The sequence below is a fragment of the Kineosporia sp. NBRC 101677 genome (assembly GCF_030269265.1).
GTDB classification, from domain to species: Bacteria; Actinomycetota; Actinomycetes; order Actinomycetales; family Kineosporiaceae; genus Kineosporia; species Kineosporia rhizophila.
Map to the genome: position 1 here is coordinate 111,300 of NZ_BSTA01000010.1, position 20,281 is coordinate 131,580.

The window sequence follows — 20,281 nt, forward strand, 5'->3', positions numbered from 1 at the left end:
CGGAGCGCAACCCGGAGCGGCCGCAGGAGTGGGTGCAGGACCGCCCCTCCTCACGCGTCGCGCCCAGTGGGCACCGCCGGTCCGAGCCCAGCCGGCCGGACTCCGCCGACGCGTGGGCCCCGCCGTCCTCGTTCCAGAGTCAGCCCGGGCAGTACGGGCGAGCGTCCGATCCCAGGTCCGACCCCAGGTCCGACCCCAGGTCAGATTCCGGCCCCTTCGGACGTCCGCCCGTGACTCCGCCGCCCGGTGGCTACTACAGCCCTTCCGCGGTGACCCCGCCGTCGATCCCCATTCCGATCGCGCCTTCGCACGGTCCCACGCCCCAGCTCCCCGGCCCCGAGGCGCCCGGTCGTCCCCTGCCCGGGCTCCCTGGCCGCCCGGGCACCCCGGCCAACGGCGGGCCCCGCATGCGCGACCACGGCACCCCGACCGGCTTCACGCCCCCCGGCCTGGACCGGCCGGGCTTCGACCGGCCGGCGGGCGAGCGACCCGACGGCCGGTGGGACGGCCCCCTGTCCGGTTCGCGCCCCGCAGCGCCACCTCTACCTGACGCCCCGCAGAACCGCTCGCAGGGTGGGCCCTACACGCCTACCCCGCCGGGCTCCCTGCTGGGCGGTGGCTTCACGGAGTCCCGCTCCTCCGGTGGTGCGCCCCTCGACGACCCGTTCCCCGGTTCCCGCGACACCTCCCGTCGGGGACCTGGCAGCGGCGACTCCGGCCCGTTCGCTCCCGGCCGGGACAGCTCCCGCCGGGGCAACGGAGACTCGGGCCCCTTCCCTGCTTCCCGCGACACCTCTCGCCGCGGGCCTGGCACCGGTGACTCGGGCCCCTTCCCGGCCTCGCGCGAAGAGACGCGCCGTGCCCCGGCCGGCAATGACCCGTTCCCGCCGTCCCGTCGCGGCCCGGGCTCAAGTGACTCAGGACCGTTCCCGGCGTCCCGTGAAGATTCGCGGCGTGGCCCCGGCGGCAACGACGACCCGTTCCTGTCGTCCCGCAGCGGCCCCCTGCCCAATGACCCCACCCGCCGCGGACCCGGCACGGGTGACTCCGGACCGTTCCCCTCCCGCGAATCTCGCGAAGACTCCCGGCGCAGGCCGGGCCTGGGCGACTCGGGGCCCTTCCCGTCCCGCGACGAGACGCGCCGGGCGCCCGGCAGCGGCGACTCGGGTCCGTTCCCGGCCTCCCGGCAGGACGCGCACCGCAACGAGACCCCCACCCGTCGTGAATCGGCGCCCGACGACCTGCCCAGCAGCTCCCGCAGCCGCCGTTCGGCCAAGAGCGACGACCGGGCCCCGGAAGGCGACGGCACCACGCCGCCCCCCGGCTTTGCACCCCGCGGAAGGTTCGGCCGCAACGTCGACCTGCCCCGTGGCGAACGTGGCGAACGTGGCGAGCGGGCCGACGCCACTACACCGGCTCCCCCGCGTCCCGACTCGGGCCCGCAGGGACTGCTCGACCGTGAGCCACGCCGCCCCAGCGGCCTCGGTGAGCGCGGTGAGCGCGGCGAGCGGCCCGAACGCAGCGGTCCGCGGATCGGCGGCGGCACCCGCCCGGGCTCGGCCAGTCGCAACAACACTCCCCCCGGCAACCGAGGCATCGGTCCCCGCCCGCAGCAGGCGCCCCAGCAGGGCCTGCGCCCGGTCAAGAAGACCTGGCGCGACTGGCGTCCCAACCAGATCGTGTTGCGCCGTAACCAGGTGCTCACCCTGGGCCTGGTCACCGTGCTGGTGGCGCTGATCGCGGTGGCGGGCGTGTACCGGTCGATGACCGCACCCGACTCGGCCCCGGTGTCGGGCACCACGGCCGGCGGCCCCGAAGAGGAGGAGACCACCGCCACCGCCTCGACCGTCCAGTCGCTGAAGGGCCGGATGGGTGCCTACACCGGCACCGACGCCCAGGCCTACCGCGAGTTCGAGGACTGGTGGGGCATGGACCTGAAGTACGTGGTCGACTTCGGCGAGCGCGACACCTGGGACCAGATCTCCAACCCCTCACGGGTGCTCGACGAGTGGGACGACGGCAAGTACCGGCTCGTCATGGCCGTGCCGATGCTGCCCACCGAGCTCCTCCCGGCCGGCGTGGAGGTCTGGGACGAGGCCGCGATGCCGACCAAGAAGCAGGAGATGGCCAAGGGCGCCGAGGGCGCCTACGACTCCTACTTCACCCAGCTCGGCGAGAACCTGGTGGCGGCCAACCAGAGCGACGCCATCCTGCGGATCGGCTGGGAGATGAACATCGAGTCGTGGATGTGGGGCATCGACGACCCGAAGCCCTACCGCGAGTACTTCCAGCAGATCGTCAAGACCATGCGGGCCGTGCCCGGGGCGAAGTTCGAGTTCGACTTCAACGTCAACAACGGCTACAACCCCAACCCGGCCGACAAGTACTACCCCGGTGACAAGTTCGTCGACTACATCGGGATCGACGTCTACGACCTGCACCAGGGCAACTACCCCTACGGCAAGAAGTGCAACGCCGCCTGCAAGGAGGCCAAGCAGGAGCGGGCCTGGACCGAGAACATCTACGGCGGCACCACCGGCCTGGGCTTCTGGACGCAGTTCGCGGCCGACCACAAGAAGCCGGTCTCGATCCCGGAGTGGGGGCTGTGGGACCGCTACAAGGACCACACCGGCGGCCTCGACAACCCGAACTTCATCCGTTACATGCACGACTACCTGACCCGGAAGTCGAACAACGTGGCCTACGCCAACTACTTCGAGTTCAACTCCGACCAGGGTGAGCACAGCCTGATCAAGTCGTTCCCGAACGGGGCCAAGGTGTTCAAGGAGCTGTTCGGGCCGGCCAAGAAGTAGATCTTCAGCGTCACTACTCCGTCACTTTTCGTCACCACCGGCCGGGTCGTCGCACCCGGCCGGTCCGGTTTTGATCACGCCTTTACGTTTCCTAAGCATTACGCTGGGCAATCAGCAATCCATCAGGCGAGTTGCCCGAAGGGGCAGCAGCGGGCACGAGCCGTTACGGTGCACGCTTAAATCCGCATGAGCTTGGCCACACCCGGTCACTGTTGATCACAACCCGCCCTGAGCAGGGCAGATATCGGATGCGGGGCACTACCGAACGTGTCCGGACACGTAGCACACAAGGTGCGTAGCGATATTACCCGGATCACACTTTGGTGATCACATTTTGATTACTCCCCGATTGGCCGTAGTGTCTCGCTCGGCCCTTCACCCGAGGGGTCGGGCGACCGCCCTGCCGAGGTCCGTCGGCGGCCGCTCAGTAAACCCAGACGGACGCCGGGGAACCACCTGGTACCGGATCCACCAGCAGTCCAGCAGCACCGGATCCGGGCCGCGGGGCGAAGCCGACTCAGCACGAGCCGGCCGGGCATCTTCCGCCCGAGCCCGTCAGCTCACCTGGTAGGCGAGGGAAGGACACCACCTCTTTGGAGAAATCGCGCGTTCGAAGATCCGTCATGCCGCTCGGCGCCGTGGTCACCGGAGCAGCGTTGACACTCACCGGAGGCATCCCGGCGCTCGCAGCCGACGGATCCACCGCCGCGGGCGGCACCGACGAGGCCCAGCAGAAGAGCGCAGGCCTGAAGACCGCCACCGTCAAGGTGAGCGACACCGAGACGGCGAAGATCACGCGCAAGGCGACTGCGAAGTCCAGCGCGCGGTACACGAAGAAGATCAAGGCGACCGCGAAGGTGACGGCCTGGTCCACGCGGACCGCCAAGGTCACCCGCACGGTCACGGTCACCACGAGCGCCTCCGACTACGACACGGCGGTCGCCGAGGCCCGGACCGAGGCCAAGAAGAAGGCGCACGCGCGGGCGAGGTCGGCCGCCATCGCCGAGGCCAAGAAGCAGGCCGTCGCCAGCTCCCGGCAGAAGGCCAAGCACCGCGCCGAGAACAAGGCGGAGCGGCTGGCCTTCGAGAAATTCGGCCAGGAGGTCGTGGCCGACGCCGCGAAGCTCAAGGGCACGCCCTACCGCTGGGGCGGCACCACCACCAGCGGCTTCGACTGCTCCGGCTACGTGGGTTACGTGATGCGCCAGTCCGGCGTGACGCACCTGAGCCGGACGTCGCACGCGATGCGGGGCGACACCAAGAAGATCTCCAAGCGCGCCAAGAAGAAGGGCGACCTGGTGTTCTTCGCCAACAGCGGGGGCAAGGTCTACCACGTGGGCATCTACGCCGGCGCGGGCAAGATCTGGCACTCCCCCGGCTCGGGCCGCTCGGTCACCAAGGCCGACATCTGGACCTCGAGCTACACCGTCGGGCGCGTGGCCTGACCGATCAGCACCCTCGGGGTCCAGACAGTGGGCCCTGATCGTCCACAACCCCCTCCGGTGGACGAAACAGAAGGCCGGGACCCGTAGCGCGGGTCCCGGCCTTCTGGCGTTCCTCAGGTCCGACCAGAGTCAGACCTGGATCAGATCAGGCCCAGCTTGGTGACCGCCTCGCGCTCCTCGGCCAGCTCGGCCACCGAGGCGTCGATCCGGCCGCGGGAGAACTCGTCGATCTCCAGGCCCTGGACGATCTCCCACTTGCCACCGGCCGAGGTGACCGGGAACGAGGAGATCAGGCCCTCGGGCACACCGTAGGAGCCGTCGGACGGGATGGCCGCGGACGTCCAGTCGCCCTCCGGGGTGCCGTTGACCCAGTTGTAGACGTGGTCGATGGCCGCCGACGCCGCCGAGGCGGCCGAGGACGCGCCCCGCACCTCGATGATCTCGGCGCCCCGCTTGGCCACCCGCGGGATGAACTCGTTCTCCACCCAGGCCTGGTCGTTGATCGCCTCGGCGACGCTCCGGCCGTCGACGGTGGCGTGGGTGATGTCCGGGTACTGGGTGGCCGAGTGGTTGCCCCAGATCGCGACCTTCTTCAGGCTCGCCACCGGCACACCGAGCTTGAGCGCCAGCTGGGCCAGCGCCCGGTTGTGGTCAAGGCGGGTCATCGCGGTGAAGCGCTCGGCCGGGACGTCCGGGGCGTGCGACTGGGCGATCAGCGAGTTGGTGTTGGCCGGGTTGCCGACCACCAGCACCTTGATGTCGTCGGCGGCGCCGGCGTTGATCGCCGCCCCCTGGGGCTTGAAGATGCCCCCGTTGGCCTCGAGCAGGTCGCCCCGCTCCATGCCCTTGGTGCGCGGGCGGGCGCCGACCAGCAGCGCGACGTTGGCGCCGTCGAAAGCCTTGGTGGCGTCGTCGAAGACGTCCACCCCGGCCAGGGCCGGGAAGGCGCCGTCGGTGAGTTCCAGCGCGGTGCCCTCGGCGGCGCGCACGGCCTGCGGGATCTCCAGCAGCCGCAGCTTGACCGGGACATCGGCGCCCAGCAGCTGACCGGACGCGATCCGGAACAGGAGCGCGTAGCCGATCTGGCCGGCCGCACCCGTGACGGTCACACTGACTGCTGACTGGGCTGAAGTCATAGCCTTCTCTTCCTCGAGGTTTCTGCCTGCCCAGTCACCCTATCCAGGCGACCGGCCCGGATCTGCAGGGTGTCCGGACAGCTACGTCACACAGCCGGGCGCGAGGCATCACGGGAGCGGCCGGAGCCCACGGCCAGGATCACCCGGTCGGGCCGCAGCAGCACGAAGTCCAGATCCTGGGCGTCCAGCCACTGCCGGACCAAGGGCAGCCCCCCGGCCCGCACCACCCGAGCCCCCAGTTGAGCCCCCAACCCTGCCCCCAAACCTGCCCTCAAACCGTCTGCCGGGACGTCCTCGCGGCGGGTCAGCAGCGCGAACCCGGTTCCGAGAAGGTCGTCCAGGCGAGTATCGGGGCCGACACCGAAATTGGGGACGAGGGTGCCCACCAACGACCGGAACGCCGGCCGGCGAGGTGCGAGCGGCCCAGAACGAAGGGGCGGGCTGGTGCCGGCCAGGATGCGGCTGGTGAGCTTCTCGGATCGCCCCGCGGCGCGCAGCACCGGGCCCAGACGAGCAGCGACGGGGGACGACATGAGGCCCCCGGCGAGGGCGGCGAGCCGGATGAGGGTGGTTGCGTGCGGGGCTCTTTCGGCCTGGTAGCTGTCGAGCAGCCGGTCGTTGGCCGCCCCGCGCAGCACCATGGCCAGCTTCCAGCTGAGGTTGGCCGCGTCGCGCAGCCCGGACCCGAGCCCCTGCCCGATGAAGGGCGGGGTGAGATGGGCCGCGTCGCCCACGAGGAACACCCGGTCGCGGCGCCAGCGGTCGGCGACGGCCGCCCGGAAGGTGTATTCGGCGGTACGCAACACCTGATGAGTGACCGCATGGGTCGCATGGACGGCGTGCACCGCATGGCGGGACGGACCGAGCCACGGGGCGACGAGTTCGGCCCGGCGCTCGGTGAGTTCGTCGATGGTCTCGCCCGGGCGCATACGGAACTCCCAGCGCAGCCGCTGCTCGCCCACCCTGAGGTAGGTGGCGGGCCGGGCCGGATCGCAGATCTGCTCCACCCCGTCCCACGGGCGCACCGGCGCCGGACCGAGAACATCCAGTACGAACCAGGTCTGGTCCGGGGCCAAGGTCCGGAACCTCGAGCCGATGGCACTGCGCACCAGACTGCCCGCCCCGTCACACCCCACAACAGCCTCAGCAGCCAGGACACCAGCCCCCACCTCGGCAGCACCCAACTCATCAGAGCTGGACGTTCGCACCCAGTGCACCCGGCAATCAGCACCCGCCCCGCCCCCCTCCACCCCGGTGACCGTCACCCCACGCCGCAGCTCGATCAGCGGATCCTGCGAAACCGCTTTCAGCAGGATCTCTTCCAGCGCGGGCTGATCGAAAAGGTTGGCCTGAGGATATCCGTGGGCACCGACAGTCTCGGAGCGCCGGAACTCGGCGAGGGGTTCGTGCCGGGCGTCCAGCAGTCGCAGACCGGCGGCCGGGCGGCTGATCCGGACGAATTCTGCGGCCACACCGGCGCTCTGGAGGATACGGACGCACTCGTCGTCCAGATGAACGGCCCGGGGCAGGGGGTACGGGCGGTGGTGGCGTTCCAGCAGCAGCACCTGCACGCCCTGGCGGGCGAGCAGGAGCGCGGTCACCATCCCGGCCGGCCCGGCACCGACGATGATGACCACGCCCCGACGCTACCCCGCCTTACGCTCCGGCGCCCCTGCGGAGGGTTCGGGTTCGGACTCGTCCTGCTCCTGGAACCAGACCCGGTTGCGGCCGTTCTGCTTGGCCTTGTACAGCCCCTGGTCGGCCCGGGAGAGCAGGGCGTCCAGGGCGGTGTCGTCCTCCAGCAGGAAGGTCATGCCCACGCTGACCGTGACGTCCAGGGGCCCGCTGCGGGTCTGCACCGGCTCCTCGGCGATGCAGGCACGCAGACGCTCGGGCAGCGTGCCGTCCGCCTGCTCGCCCTGCAGCAGCACCGCGAACTCCTCACCGCCGTAGCGGCCCAGCACGTCGGTCTTGCGGATCTGGGCGCGGAACCGCTCGGCCACCGTCTTGATCACGTCGTCACCGGTCGGGTGACCGTAGGTGTCGTTGACCTTCTTGAAGTGGTCGATGTCGATCATCAGGGCGGTGAGCGAGCGGCCCTGGCGCTTGGCCCCGGCCAGGTCGCGGGCGCCCACCTCGAAGAAGCGACGCCGGTTGGGCACCCCGGTCAGCTCGTCCACCACCGCCAGGTTCTGCACCTGCTGGAACAGCGTGGAGTTGTCGTAGGCGCTCATCCCCTGCGCGGCCAGCACCGCGGCCGTGGTGATGTTCTCCGACAGCGCGGCCGAACCGGTGGTGGCCACCAGCAGCACGCCCAGGTCGTTGCGGCGTGAGCGCATCGGCACCGCGATCCACGAGCTCGCACTGCCCAGCTGAGGCATCAGCCCGGCCGGAATCAGCTCGGGGTTGCCCACCCGGGGCTGCTGCAGGGCCAGCAGACCGCGCAGCCGGGCGTCCTCGTCGATCTTGATCGGGCGCTCGTCGCCGGCGTCGCGCAGCAGGAACACCCCGTCCCGGACCGAGAGCAGCCAGGCCCGGTCCGCACCGAGCACCGGCCCGGTGGCGTTCAGCAGCTCGGAGACCAGCTTCTCCGGGTCGTCGAGGCGCTCGGCCATCTCCCGCAGGGCGTCGCGCAGGTTGTTGGCCACCTCCCGCTCACGGTCGGCGGTCTCCACGGTGATCTGCAGCTCGGCCATCCGCGCGGTCTCCATCGAGGTCGCGATGTGGTTGGTCAGCGCCGACAGGATGTCCACGTCGCCGGAGGTGAAGATGCCCTTGGCCACCTGGCTGTCCAGGTAGACCACCCCGGTCATCCGGCCGTCCACCTTCATCGGCGCGGCCAGCACCGAGCGCAGGCCGTGCGCGACCACGCTCTTGGTGCCCAGCACGGCGCCCTCCTCGGTGCCGGTGAAGACCTGGGCCTGGCCGGTCTGGCGGACCCGGTCGACCAGGGTCGTGCTGTAGCCGGTCAGCTCGGGCACGTCCCGGCCGTCGGCGTCGCGGCCCAGGTAGGCCACCAGCCCGCCGGCCAGGCTGGCCTCGGCGTCGTCCTCGGGCACCAGGAACAGGTAGGCGCGGTCGGCCGAGAGCAGCTTGATCGTCTCGTCCAGGGCGATCCGGGCCAGCACCCGCGGGTCGAGCACCTTGCCCGCGGCGGCGCTGACGGTCTGCAGGGCCTGCAGCCGCTGCCGCTCGTGCCCGGCGCTGTAGCTGCCGCCGTGGCTGCTGCTGCTCGTGCCGCCGCCGGAGGTACCCAGCCAGTCGGTGCCGAGCGCGAACTCGGTGCCGACCTGCTGGGCCCGGTGCGGCCAGCCCTCGCCGACCGCGATCGCGTAGGCGTGCTGGGCCTGCCGGCGGGCCTCCGGGCTGCCCGGGGTGCCCAGGGCGGCCAGTGCCCGGGCCCGTACCCGGGCCACCTCGAACGCCACGGTCGGGGCGTCCGGGGTGAGGACCAGCCCGATCCCGGCCAGCTCGGCCAGGGCACTGCCGGGGCGGCCCTCGGCCACCTCCAGGTCGGCCCGCAGCAGGGTGGCCAGGGCCACCAGCTCGGGGGCGCCCCGGTGCCGGCCGGCCTGGCGCACCGCGTGCCGGGCCACCTCCAGCCGGGCCTCGCGCTCGTCCTCGTCGGCGTTGCGCAGCTGGCTGAGCCGGCCCGCCGCGATCAGGAAGAAGATCGGGTGATGGGCCCGGAAGACCTCTTCGGGCGCCGGGTGGGCGCCCTCGACCTCGGCCGCGACCGTGTCGAAGAGGGTTCCGAAGTCACGCTGCTCGGCCAGCTGGAACAGGGTGGCCAGCTGGCGCAGCATGTCCAGCGAGGGCACCCGCTCGCAGATCTGCCGGATCTGCCGCAGCTCGGCGCCGGCCTCGGGGAAGCGGCCCAGCAGCGAGAGGGTCAGCGGGGCGGCCACGACGAACGGGGTGGCGTCGACGTTGCGGCCGGTCTGCCGGTTGCGGCCGCGGTCCAGCCAGTGCTGGGCCTCGGTGGTGCGGCCCATCAGGACGGCGCGGGTGCTGAACACCGCCACGGCGTCCAGCTCCTGGCCCAGGTCCATCCAGGGCCCGTCGGCCTCCACCTCCCGGGTCCACTGCACGCCGTCGTCGAGACCGCCCCCGTACAGCGCCAGTCCGCGCACGTAGGAGTTGGACGCGCGCTGGCTGGGCAGTTCCGAGATCGGGTCGGCGTCCATCCTCCGGAACGCCCTCCGGGCGCTGGAACGCCGCCCGCCGAACGCCGCCACCATGCCGAAACTGGCCTGGGCGCTGACGTTCGCGGCCCCCGGCCCGAGCTGCACGGCCAGGGCCCGGGCCCGCAGCGCGTGGGCCAGGGCGAGCTGCCGGTCGCGCACGAACAGCGCCACGAACGACGCGGTGGAGTGCAGTTGCACGGTGACCAGCAGACGGACCCGCTGCTCCTCGGAAAGATCACGAGCACCAGTCAGACCAATGAGCCCCCGGAGCCGGGCCCCGACGAACCGCAGCCAGGAACCGGTCAGCAGCGCCGGCCGGGAACCGGGCAGCTCGACCCCGAGCTCGGCCAGGCCCAGCCCGACGGCGTGCAGCGCGGCCGCGTTGTCCCAGTCGTCCTTGTGCAGATCGGCCAGCAGGGCGAACATCTCGGCCCGGGTGATCGGGTCGGTCTCCCCGGCCAGCGCCTGCTCGGTCCGGTTGCGCGCGGCCTCCAGCCGGCCGTTCTGCTTCAGCGCGTGGGCCAGCTCGATCAGGAACGAGCCCGGCGGCCGGGCCCGCAGACCGGCCGCGAACTCCAGGAAGTTGATCGCCTCGTTGGGGGCGTGGTTGGCCAGGGCCAGCTGCCCGGCCCGCCAGGCGGCCTCGAAGATCTTGTCCAGACGCTCGTCGCTGTCCGGGTCGCACTGCATGTAGTGGTGCGCGATCGCGTACGTGTGCTCCGGCCGCGCGGTCGCCGTCGAGGGCGGGGCGTGCTCCAGCGACTGGGCGATCCGCAGGTGCAGGGCGGCCAGCTCGTCGTCACCGAGCTGGGCCTGCAGCGCCTGCCGCACCCGGTCGTGCAGGAACACGTAGGAACCGCCGTCGCGCATGTCGATCAGGCGCTGCCCGACCGCCTCGGACAGCGCCGGCAGCACCTCCTCGTCGGTCAGGCCGAGCACCGAGGCGAGGATGTCGCCGTGGAACTCGTTGCCCACCACCGCGGCGGTGACCAGCAGCTCGTAGGTGCCCGGGGCGAGGTTCTGCAGCCGGGTCAGGACCAGGCCGACCGCGTCCTGCGGCAGCTCCAGCCGGTCCAGCCCGTCCTCGTCGAGTTTCCAGCTGCCCCAGGAGGGTTCGAGCAGACCGGCGTCGATCACCGCGCTCAGGTACTCACCGGCCACGAACGGGTTGCCGTTGCTGCGCCGGGCCAGGATCTCGACCAGCCGGGAACCGGCCTCCAGGCCGGGGATCAGGGAGCGGATCTGCTCGCCGATCGCCTCCTCGTCGAGCTCCACCACCGGGACCTCGACGTCCAGGGCCAGACCGGCCGCGTGGTAGAAGGACCCCAGGCCCTCGGCGTACTCCACCTCGTCGCGGCTGGCCGCCAGGATCAGCACCTTGCTGCCCTTGCCCTCGGCGATCTGCCCGGCCAGGTGGGCCACCACCTGGCGGGAGCCGGCGTCCAGCCACTGCACGTCGTCCAGGAACAGCAGCAGGTCGCCCGCCTCCCGGGCGAGCGCGGCCAGGAATCCGGCGATGGCCACGGCGAACTGGCTCTCGTTCACCGGCTCGGGCTCGACGCCCGCTGAAGTGTCGGAACCTCCGGCAGCCCCCCGGGCGGCCGGCCCGACCAGCCCGGACCGGGAGGTCAGGTTGGCCTTGCCCTTGAGCGTGTCGGAGCCGTTGAGGATGGCCTCCAGCCCGGGCGCGATCCGGCCGAGCATCGAGGGGGACCAGCCGGCCGAGGCGGCGCGGATCCGGGCCCGCCGCCGCCAGCGGTCGCCCACCGGCATGCGTGCGATCTCCTGCAGGTAGTTCAGCACCGCGTCGCGGATCGGGGCGAACGGCACCGGGCTGTCCGGTACGCAGCTGGCCTGCAGCACCAGGCTGCCGGAGGCCCGCACCTGGCTGAGCAGCTCGCTGACCAGCCGGGTCTTGCCGGTACCGCCGCCGCCGTGCACCAGGGCCAGACCGCTGCGGCCGTTGCGCACCTCGTTCCAGCGCCCGGACAGGATGCTCAGCTCGGAATTGCGCCCGAACAGCGGGGGTTCGGCCCCTCCCGGGGTCAGCGCCTCGCCGCGGCGCGGGGCGCCGGTCAGCGCGCGCAGGTCGGCGGCCAGGTCACGACCGGACTGGTAGCGGTCGTCCGGGTCCTTCTGCAGCAGTGTGGCCACGATCTCGGCGAGCGCCGGCTGGATGCTCGGCACCAGCTCGGTCAGGTCCGGGGCGGGGGCCACCGCGTGCAGACGCAGCAGCTCACCCACGTCGCTGCTCTTGAACGGCAGCACCCCGGACAGCGCCTCGAACATGATCACGCCGAGCGAGTACAGGTCGGAGCGGTTGTCGACCGGGCGCTTGAGCGTGCCGCCCTGCTCCGGCGCGGAGTAGGCCAGCGTGCCCACCGCCACCCCGGCGTCGCTCTGGCCCCGGGCCGTCAGGCCGAAGTCGATCAGCCGGGCCTCGCCGCCGGTCATGATGATCACGTTGGCCGGCTTCAGGTCGCGGTGGACCAGGCCCTTGTCGTGCACCGCGGACAGCGGCTCGACGATGTCGAGGGTGAGCGCGACCACCTTCTCCGGGGTCAGCGCGCCGCCCTCCAGCACCTCCGACAGCGCCCGGCCCAGCACCAGGTCCATCACCAGGTAGGGCCGGCGGTCGAGGGCCCCGACCTCGTAGACCCGCAGCAGCCCGGGGTGGTTGACCCCGCCCAGCAGCGCCGCCTCCCGCCGGAAGGCCACCTCGGCCTCGTGCGAGTCGGCCAGCGGCTTGTCCAGGATCTTCAGGGCGTACTCGGCCCCCGGTCGTCCCTGGGCGTCGTCCTCGAGGCGGCGGACCTTGAACACGGTGCTCTCCGCGCCGCTGCCGAGCTGCTCGACGATCTCGAACCCGGCGAGCACCGGGTGGCCGTGCGGCGTCCGCCCGTCCCGGGACTCCCGGGCACCCGGGACGCGGGCGGTCGCACCGGCCCGGGACGGCGGAAGAACCTGGCGGCTGGAAGTCACGTTCCTCTTATCGGCCCAAGAGCTGCCGGTCATGAGGAATTCTGGAAGTCCCCCTCCCGGGGGACACATCTTCGCAGGTCAGGCGTTAGAACCGGGTGAGCGGCCGCGGGGTTTGAGGCGATATGAGGCCGGAGGGCACCGTCGGCGGACAGTGAGCACGGCCCGCCGCACTGCTCCGGACGAGCTACCCGGGCCGCAGGCCACGTCACTGTCTGCCCACGGCGAACGCGGAACTACGTAATCGTGTAATCGTCGTTGGAGCCGACATGACCAACCAGGCCCGTCCCGCCACCACCACCCTCCCCGTCCTGTTCCTCGACGACGCGGTCGTGCTCCCGGGCATGGCCCTGCCGATCGAGCTGACGGCCCAGGCCCAGCAGACCATCGACGCCGCCCGGGCTGCGCGGGCCGGCGAGTCCAAGCCCCTGCAGGTGCTCGTCGTACCCCGGATCGAGGGCCGCACCGGCGTGATCGGCTCGATCGCCCAGGTCGTGCAGATCGGCCGGCTGCCCAGCGGCGAACCGGCCGCGGTGCTGCGCGCCGACCGTCGCGCCCGGATCGGCCAGGGCGTGGTCGGTACCGGCGCCGCGCTCTGGGTCGAGGCCGAGCCGCTCTCCCCCGAAGAGCCCGACGGCCGCATCCGGGAGAAGGCCGCCGCGTTCAAGCAGGTCCTCACCGCGATCCTGCAGCAGCGCAACAACTGGCAGGTGCTGGACGCGGTGCAGCGGATGAGCGACCCCTCCGAACTGGCCGACGTGGCCGGTTACGCCACCTGGATCGAGCCCGGCGAGAAGGTCACCCTGCTGGAGACCCTCGACGTGGAACAGCGTCTGGACTTCCTGCTCGAACGCGGCCGGGCGCACCTGGCCGAGACCGAGATCAACGAGAAGATCCGCGAGGACGTCCAGGAGGGGATGGAGAAGACCCAGCGCGAGTACCTGCTGCGTCAGCAGCTCGCGGCGATCCGCAAGGAGCTGGGCGAGGAGGACGCCGGGGGCACGGGCGACTACCGCTCGAAGATCGAGGCCGCCGCCCTGCCCGAGAAGGTGCGTACCGCCGCCCTGGCCGAGGTGGACAAGCTGGAGCGGGGCTCCGACCAGTCGCCGGAGGCGGGCTGGATCCGCACCTGGCTGGACACCGTCCTGGAACTGCCCTGGAACGAGCGCACCACCGACAGCACCGACGTCAGGAACGCCCGCGCGGTGCTGGACTCCGACCACACAGGCCTGGACGACGTGAAGGAACGGATCGTCGAGCACCTGGCGGTTCGCGCCCGGCGGGCCGCGCGCGGCCTGGAGGTCGTAGGCGGACGCGGCTCGGGTGCGGTGCTGGCGCTCGTCGGCCCTCCCGGGGTAGGCAAGACCTCGCTGGGTGAGTCGATCGCGCGTTCCCTGAACCGGAAGTTCGTACGGGTGGCGCTCGGCGGCGTACGCGACGAGGCCGAGATCCGGGGGCACCGGCGCACGTACGTGGGTGCGCTGCCCGGGCGGCTGGTGCGGGCGCTCCAGGAGGTCGGCACGATGAACCCGGTGGTGCTGCTCGACGAGATCGACAAGGTCGGCTCGGACTTCCGCGGCGACCCGGCGGCGGCCCTGCTCGAGGTGCTCGACCCGGCCCAGAACCACACCTTCCGCGACCACTACCTGGACCTCGACCTGGACCTGTCCGACGTGGTCTTCCTGGCCACCGCCAACGTGCTCGAGACCATCCCGTCGGCGCTGCTGGACCGGATGGAGGTGGTCCGGCTGGACGGCTACACCGAGCGCGAGAAGGTCGCGATCGCCCGCGACCACCTGCTGGCGCGGCAGCTCGAGCGGGCCGGCCTGACCGCCGAGGAGGTGCAGATCGAGGACGAGGCGCTGCGCCTGGTCGCGGCCGAGTACACCCACGAGGCGGGCGTGCGTCAGCTGGAGCGGTCCCTCGCCCGGATCCTGCGCAAGGTCACCACCGAACTTGAGGACGTCCGTGAGCCCGACGGCTCCGAGAGGTCGCCTCAGGCGGTGGCCGGGGTGGTGGTCGGGAAGGACGAGGTGGCCAAGTACCTCGGCCGGCCCCGGTTCACCCCCGAGTCGGCCGAGCGCACCGCGGTTCCCGGCGTGGCGACCGGCCTGGCGGTGACCGGCGCCGGCGGTGACGTGCTGTTCGTGGAGGCCATCTCGATGGAAACAGGGATGGAGACGGGGGTGAGCCTGGAGCTCACCGGGCAGCTGGGCGACGTGATGAAGGAGTCGGCCCAGATCGCGCTCAGCTACCTGCGGGCCAACGCCGAGAAGCTGGACGTGCCGGTGCAGGAGCTGACCCACCGCAGGGTGCACGTGCACTTCCCGGCCGGCGCGGTGCCGAAGGACGGACCCTCGGCCGGCGTCACGCTGACCACCGCCCTGGCCTCGCTGCTGACCGGCCGGCCGGTGCGGGCCGAGGTCGGGATGACCGGTGAGGTCTCGCTGACCGGCCGGGTGCTGCCGATCGGCGGGGTCAAGCAGAAGCTGCTGGCCGCCCACCGGGCCGGGCTGACCGAGGTGATCATCCCCGCCCGCAACGGCCCGGACCTGGACGACCTGCCCGAGGACGTGCTCTCGCAGCTGGTCGTGCACCAGGTCAGCGACGTGGCCGACGTGCTCCGGATCGCCCTCGAGCCCGCGGCTGCGGCTCAGGGCACGGTTGCGGCATCCGAAGCCGCCTGATCCAGCGCCGCTCGCATTGCCGCGACGAGGGCCGCCGACGTGACTGGTCGGCGGCCCTCGTCGTAGGTCAGGGCAGGATTGGTGTAACGAGCGGCTGAGGCGATGCTTTCGGCCGCCCGGCAGTGCACTTCGGCCACTCCCGTCCGGCGTACCAGCTCAGCCACGTTCCCCGGCCGCACTCCCCCACCGGCCAGGACCATGATCCGCCTATCGGCCTGTTCGACCAGGGAGCGGAGCCCGGCTGCACCTTCGAGCGCCGTCTTCGCCCCACCGGACGTCAGCACCCGGGAAACCCCCTGGGAGATCAGGACGTCCAGGGCCTCGGGCAGGTCCCGGCAGGCGTCGAAGGCCCGGTGGAACGTGACCGGCGCATCACCGCAGGCCTCGAGAAGGCGCTCCAGCACGGCCCGGTCGATCTCCCCGGAAGGAGTGAGCGCGCCGATCACGAACCCGACGCGCCCCGGGGAGGCGAGCTGACGGACGTCTTCAAACATCACTTCGAGCTCTTCGGGGGTAAACACGAAATCCCCGGCGCGCGGCCGGATCAGCACCTGTACGCCGATCCGCGTGGTGGTGGCCAGCACTCGCCGCACGAGACCCGCGCTGGGCGTGAGACCACCCTCCGACAGGGCCGAGCAGAGCTCGACCCTGTCGGCCCCCGAGGCCTCGGCGATCACTGCACCACCGACGTCCTCGAGGCAGATCTCCAGTTGTGCCACCCGACGAGGCTAGCCGGGGTTCAGAACTGCTTCTCCTTGTTGCAGGTGACCAGCTGGTTCACGCAGCTCTTGACCAGGTCGGCCATGGTCTTGGTGTCCCAGGCGAAGAACGCGTCGCCGTGCATCGACGAGGCCAGCCCACTGGCCAGCTCGAAACCGGACGTGGTCCCGGGGGTGTCGTAGTTGATCACGAAGGTGACGGCCGGGATCCGGACCGGGAACTCCTTCGGGCAGGTGCCCGCGCCCCCGTAGCTGACGTGCGACTTGTGGTCCGGGCTGTCCAGGTTCTTGCCGTCCCAGCAGTCCGGGAAGCGCATCAGGAAGTGCAGGGAGCCCTTGGTCTGGCCGTCGTTCTGGCAGACCGGCCAGTTGCCGTCCTGGCTGCGGGCGACCCCGTCGACCGGACCACCGGCGCACCAGAACTGGTTCTGCGCCCCGACCGGGGTGGGCGCCTGCTTCTTGGCGTCACCGACCAGCATCCGCATGCCGTTGGGCATCGGGACGGTCTTGGTCTTGTCCTCCAGCAACGAGCCGTAGTAGACGATCATCTCCTTGGGCTCGACCGCCTTGCCCGTGCTCTTGTCGGTCAGCGTCGGGATCCAGTAGGCCGAGCGGTCCTCGACCGGGATGCAGGTGGTGGTGCCGGACTGCATCAGGTCGTCGGTGTCGGTGTTCGCGTCGGTCACCGCGTTGCCCATGAACGAGTGCAGGTGCGAGGCGCCGGTCTGACCAGGGAACACGATCGGGTCGTTCTTGCCCGAGTGGCTGTAGGTACAGGTGGCGTTGAACTCGGGGTTCTTCTTGGCGGTGGCCGGAGGGGTGCGCGGCTTGAGCGCCTCGAACTCGTCCAGCTGAGCCTTCCAGGCCGCCTGGTCGACCGGGAGCCAGGTGCCCGCCGGGACGGTCATCGTGCCGTCCGGGCCGACGGTGTGCCCCGGCATGGTCGGCGTCGGGGTGGCTTGGGTGCTTGAGGACGGGGTGGGCTGGGTGGTGGCGCTCGGGCCGGGTGCAGTGGTGCTCGGCTTGGTGGGCTTGGTCGGCTTGACCCGCTTGTTTGAGGGCTTCTTCGTGCGCTTGCGTTTCTGCTCCACGAACTTGGCTGCGTCGGTCGTGGTGACCTGCAGTTCGGACTCACCCGCCGAGCCGGCGACGGGCTGCACGGAGAGGCCGTGGTGCCCGCTCTTCGGCAGCTGGGCGGAGTTGCCGGGCAGGACACCGAACGCGATCGCCGCCGTCACCCCCAGGACCGAGGCGGTGGCCAGGGCGATGGCTGGACGCAGTACGCGAGGTCGTCGCGACACGAGGGACTCCTTGGTCAGGGACGGAGTTCTTCAGGGACGAGTTCTTCAGGGACAAGTTGTGTCGAGTTGTAACAAGTGGTCAGGAGCGCCCGGTCCGGACCGGAGGGGGGCCGCAGGCCGGGCGAGTCGAGCAAAGCGTGCGGCGGACGACCGGGGGTAGGCCCAAAGTCCTAAGCCGGTGGCGATGCCGGTCCCGTCGGCTTGGTACCTTCACGGCGACAAGAGCGGCCAGGAGAAGGACCAGGTGGACGAGCTTCCCCAGCATCGGGTGCAGCAGATCGTCGCCGTGGCCCTCAGTCGCACGGTGCTTCTCACCCGGGCCGCTGTCTGTCTGACCACGGCCGTGGTGAGCCTGCTGGTGCAGACCGACGGCGTGCGGTCGGCCGCGCTGATCGTCGTGCTGCTGCTCAGCACCGCGGCCGGCGTGGCCGCGCTACCCCGCTGGCCCACCCTCGTCCGTTCGCCCGTACCCCTGCTCACTGCCGACGCTGTGCTGGTCGTGGCCGTGTTGGCGCTGAGCAAAGGCGGCCTGACCTACTTCGTCTTTGCCGCCGGGGCAGCCGCACTGGCGGGGGCTGCACTCGGCTTCGCAGCCATCCCGCTCTGGACCGCGCAGACGGTGCAGGGGCTGGCGGTGGGGGCGGTGCTGCTGAACACCCAGGAAGTTCCGGCGTCCCTGGCGGGCTTCCTGTTGGCTGCGCCGCCCGCCGGGGTACTGGCCGGGATCGGCACGGTGCTGGCCCAACGGGTGCTTACCCGGCAAATGAGCCGAACGGTCGAGCTGATCACCGACGCCCAGCGATCCGCCGCCGCCGCCGAGCGCGCCCGCCTGGCCCGGGAACTGCACGACTCGGTCGCCAAGACGCTTCGCGCGATGTCCCTGGCCGCCGTTGCCCTGCCGGGTTCACTGCGGCGGCAGCCGGCCTTGGCTGAGCAGTTGGCCGACGTCATCTCGCAGGGGGCAACGGCCGCCTCGCAGGAGGCCCGGCAGCTGATCGAGGGCATGCGACTGGACGCCCCCGAGGAAGATTTCGCCACTACGCTGCGGCGGGTGTGCGCCCTTTGGTCAGCCGAGACCGGTATCAGCGCAACCGCCACCGTTGCACCGGTCGAACCCCCGGTCGCGGTGCGGTACGAGCTCACCCGGATCGTCGGCGAGGCGCTGGTCAACGTGCACCGGCATGCCGCGGCCACCCGGGTGGGAGTGACGGTCAGCGAGCGCGGGCGAGGGCTGGTGCTGACGGTGCGGGACAACGGCCGTGGGTTCGAGGCCCCGGTCGGCGGAGACCTGGCTGCCCTGCAGCAGCTCCAGCATCAGGGGCACGCGGGTATCGTCGGCATGATGGAACGGGCCCGCACGGTCGGTGGATCTCTTACTGTGGAGTCCGAACCCGGCCTGGGCACGCTGATCCGGGTGCGGGTGCCAGTGCTGTGACAGCGGACGACAGGGCAGAGAAGGCCACAGGGAATGAGGGCATGGACGCGGTCGCCTGGCTGAGTACCGGTGCGCTGCCGACCACCGAGTCCACCCCCAGCCGGATCACCGTGCTGCTGGTGGACGACAACGCCACCATCCGGGCCACCCTGCGTCCTCTGCTGGAGTCGGACCCGCAGATCAGCGTGGTGGCCGAGGCCGGCAACGGAGCGGCCGGACTGGCCGAGGCCCGGCGGTTGCGGCCGCGGGTGACGATCCTGGACTACCAGATGCCGGTGGCCGACGGCCTGTCGGTGATCGACCAGATCGCCCAGCACAGCAACGTGCTGGTCCTGACCAGCAACGACAGCCAGGAGATCATCGCGCCGATGCTGCGTGGCGGGGCCCGGGGCTACCTGGTCTACGGCCGGTTCGACCCGGCCGACCTGGTCAGCGCCGTGCGGGCGGTGGCGGCCGGCCAGGGCTGGCTGATCCCGGCGGCGGCCTCGGTGGCCACCGGCGCGGTGCGCGAGGCCTACGCCCGCGAGCGCGCGGCCGGGGCCCGGCACGGCAACCTACGGCGCACGCGGCGGGGTTTCGGGCTGAGCGAGCGCGAGATCGAGGTGCTCGAACTGGTAGGTGACGGCCTCTCCAACGCGGCTATCGCGCAGCAGCTGAAACTGTCCGAGAAGACGGTGAAGAACCACCTGAGCAACGTGTTCGCCAAGCTCGACGTGACCAGCCGGACCGAGGCGCTGGCCCGCTGGCACGGGTGGCGGTAGGCGAAGGTGGCCCGTTCGCGCCCGGTCTCCGCCCCCTGGCTGGGAGTCGGCCTGCTCTCCCTCGCGGTGGCCGGAACCTCCTTCGTAGTGCCGCAACTGCTGCCCGGGCAGTCCTCCACCACGGCCACCACCCCCAGCCCCACCCCAGCCAGCACACCCGCCACCACCTCGGCCACCACCTCGGCGCCCTCCACGACGAGCGCTCCGACCACCACATCCCCGGCGACCACCTCCCCGACCGCAACGCCGACGCCCGAGGCGACTACCCCGTCCTCAATTCCCTCCACCACCAAGAAACTTAAACCCAAGCCGACTTTCGAGCCGGTCACGATCAACCCCTGGGCCAAGACGCACGAAAGCTCAGGCATCGAGGTCATCGACTGCCCGCTGTGCGTCTCCGGCAAGCGCGTGCAGTATCTGGGGCAGGGGCACTACGTGATCGTCCGCCTCAAGGACGTGAAGGTGCCCGGCCGGCGCACCATGACGATCATCTACACCTGCGCCTGTGACGACGCCCCGCGCGAGCTGGACGTGATGCTCAACTCCGACCCGGTGCGCACCCTGGCCCTGAAAGGCGCTCGAAGCTGGGACTCCCCGGCCCGCACCACGGTGAAGGTGAACCTGGTGAAGGGCGAGAACGTGATCCGCTTCTTCAACCAGGAGGCCCCCGCGCCCGACCTGGACCAGATCCTGATCCGCTGAGGCTCTGACCGCAGTGGGGACGCTGCGGTTCCGGTCCGCGTGCTCGTCCGGTTCACGGTCGCCCGGCCGCACGCGAGCGGACCCGTCAGCGAAGGCCGCGCGGGCGAGTCACTGGC

11 protein-coding genes and 1 riboswitch are annotated in these 20,281 nt (G+C 71.3%); of the genes, 6 read left to right on the plus strand and 5 right to left on the minus strand.

Annotation, left to right across the window (positions count from 1 at the left end):
- The first annotated feature begins 230 nt into the window (after nucleotides 1-230).
- Both QSK18_RS26495 and QSK18_RS26500 read left to right on the plus strand, forming a co-directional pair.
- On the plus strand, nucleotides 231-2,813 hold the full coding sequence (locus tag QSK18_RS26495) for a glycoside hydrolase family 26 protein (protein WP_285624543.1): 2,583 nt from the start codon (nucleotides 231-233) through the stop codon (nucleotides 2,811-2,813).
- Nucleotides 2,814-3,263: 450 nt separating this feature from the next.
- Nucleotides 3,264-3,398, plus strand: a riboswitch (cyclic di-AMP (ydaO/yuaA leader).
- 38 nt (nucleotides 3,399-3,436) lie between these two features.
- Nucleotides 3,437-4,258 carry a C40 family peptidase gene (locus QSK18_RS26500; protein ID WP_232813116.1) on the plus strand — a complete coding sequence of 274 codons (822 nt, stop codon included), beginning with the start codon at nucleotides 3,437-3,439 and terminating at the stop codon, nucleotides 4,256-4,258.
- A 140-nt stretch (nucleotides 4,259-4,398) separates the two neighbouring features.
- On the opposite strand, the gene QSK18_RS26505 is transcribed toward QSK18_RS26500, so the two are convergent.
- From QSK18_RS26505 to QSK18_RS26515, 3 genes are all read right to left on the minus strand, one after another.
- The gene (locus QSK18_RS26505) at nucleotides 4,399-5,394 is read right to left on the minus strand and encodes a malate dehydrogenase (RefSeq protein ID WP_232813117.1); all 996 of its coding nucleotides are present in this window, start codon (nucleotides 5,392-5,394) and stop codon (nucleotides 4,399-4,401) included.
- Between the two features lie 86 nt (nucleotides 5,395-5,480).
- Entirely contained in the window at nucleotides 5,481-7,031 is a 1,551-nt protein-coding gene (locus tag QSK18_RS26510) for a bifunctional 3-(3-hydroxy-phenyl)propionate/3-hydroxycinnamic acid hydroxylase (RefSeq protein WP_285624547.1), read from the minus strand.
- Nucleotides 7,032-7,040: 9 nt separating this feature from the next.
- Nucleotides 7,041-12,563: a diguanylate cyclase gene (locus QSK18_RS26515; RefSeq protein ID WP_285624550.1), complete on the minus strand. Its 5,523-nt coding sequence runs from the start codon at nucleotides 12,561-12,563 to the stop codon at nucleotides 7,041-7,043.
- A 266-nt stretch (nucleotides 12,564-12,829) separates the two neighbouring features.
- Here QSK18_RS26515 and lon point away from each other — a divergent pair, with 266 nt between their 5' ends.
- On the plus strand, nucleotides 12,830-15,247 hold the full coding sequence (gene lon / locus QSK18_RS26520; RefSeq protein ID WP_285624553.1) for an endopeptidase La: 2,418 nt from the start codon (nucleotides 12,830-12,832) through the stop codon (nucleotides 15,245-15,247).
- Here lon and QSK18_RS26525 read toward each other — a convergent pair.
- Nucleotides 15,214-15,966 carry a copper homeostasis protein CutC gene (locus tag QSK18_RS26525; RefSeq protein ID WP_232813121.1) on the minus strand — a complete coding sequence of 251 codons (753 nt, stop codon included), beginning with the start codon at nucleotides 15,964-15,966 and terminating at the stop codon, nucleotides 15,214-15,216. The two genes, lon and QSK18_RS26525, sit on opposite strands and share 34 nt — an antisense overlap.
- A gap of 20 nt (nucleotides 15,967-15,986) precedes the next feature.
- Complete coding sequence (locus QSK18_RS26530) at nucleotides 15,987-17,267, minus strand: DUF1996 domain-containing protein (protein ID WP_232813122.1); 1,281 nt, start codon at nucleotides 17,265-17,267, stop codon at nucleotides 15,987-15,989.
- A gap of 184 nt (nucleotides 17,268-17,451) precedes the next feature.
- Between QSK18_RS26530 and QSK18_RS26535 the strand changes: the two genes are divergently transcribed.
- Genes QSK18_RS26535 through QSK18_RS26545 form a run of 3 tightly spaced genes read left to right on the plus strand, consistent with a single transcriptional unit; the run spans nucleotide 17,452 to nucleotide 20,165 of the window.
- The gene (locus tag QSK18_RS26535; protein ID WP_232813123.1) at nucleotides 17,452-18,702 is read left to right on the plus strand and encodes a sensor histidine kinase; all 1,251 of its coding nucleotides are present in this window, start codon (nucleotides 17,452-17,454) and stop codon (nucleotides 18,700-18,702) included.
- Nucleotides 18,703-18,743: 41 nt separating this feature from the next.
- Nucleotides 18,744-19,463, plus strand: coding sequence for a LuxR C-terminal-related transcriptional regulator (locus tag QSK18_RS26540; RefSeq protein ID WP_232813124.1), 720 nt, complete (start codon nucleotides 18,744-18,746; stop codon nucleotides 19,461-19,463).
- A 6-nt stretch (nucleotides 19,464-19,469) separates the two neighbouring features.
- A complete protein-coding gene (locus QSK18_RS26545; protein WP_285624560.1) occupies nucleotides 19,470-20,165 on the plus strand; it encodes a carbohydrate-binding protein in 696 nt (231 codons plus the stop codon).
- The last annotated feature ends 116 nt before the right edge of the window (nucleotides 20,166-20,281 follow it).

Bases quoted from the DNA above. Each gene is read 5' to 3' on its own strand.
- QSK18_RS26500 (WP_232813116.1), top strand. From the start codon at position 3,437: ATGCCGCTCGGCGCCGTGGTCACCGGAGCAGCGTTGACACTCACCGGA.
- QSK18_RS26505 (WP_232813117.1), bottom strand. From the start codon at position 5,394: ATGACTTCAGCCCAGTCAGCAGTCAGTGTGACCGTCACGGGTGCGGCC.
- lon (WP_285624553.1), top strand. From the start codon at position 12,830: ATGACCAACCAGGCCCGTCCCGCCACCACCACCCTCCCCGTCCTGTTC.
- QSK18_RS26535 (WP_232813123.1), top strand. From the start codon at position 17,452: ATGCCGGTCCCGTCGGCTTGGTACCTTCACGGCGACAAGAGCGGCCAG.
- QSK18_RS26540 (WP_232813124.1), top strand. From the start codon at position 18,744: ATGGACGCGGTCGCCTGGCTGAGTACCGGTGCGCTGCCGACCACCGAG.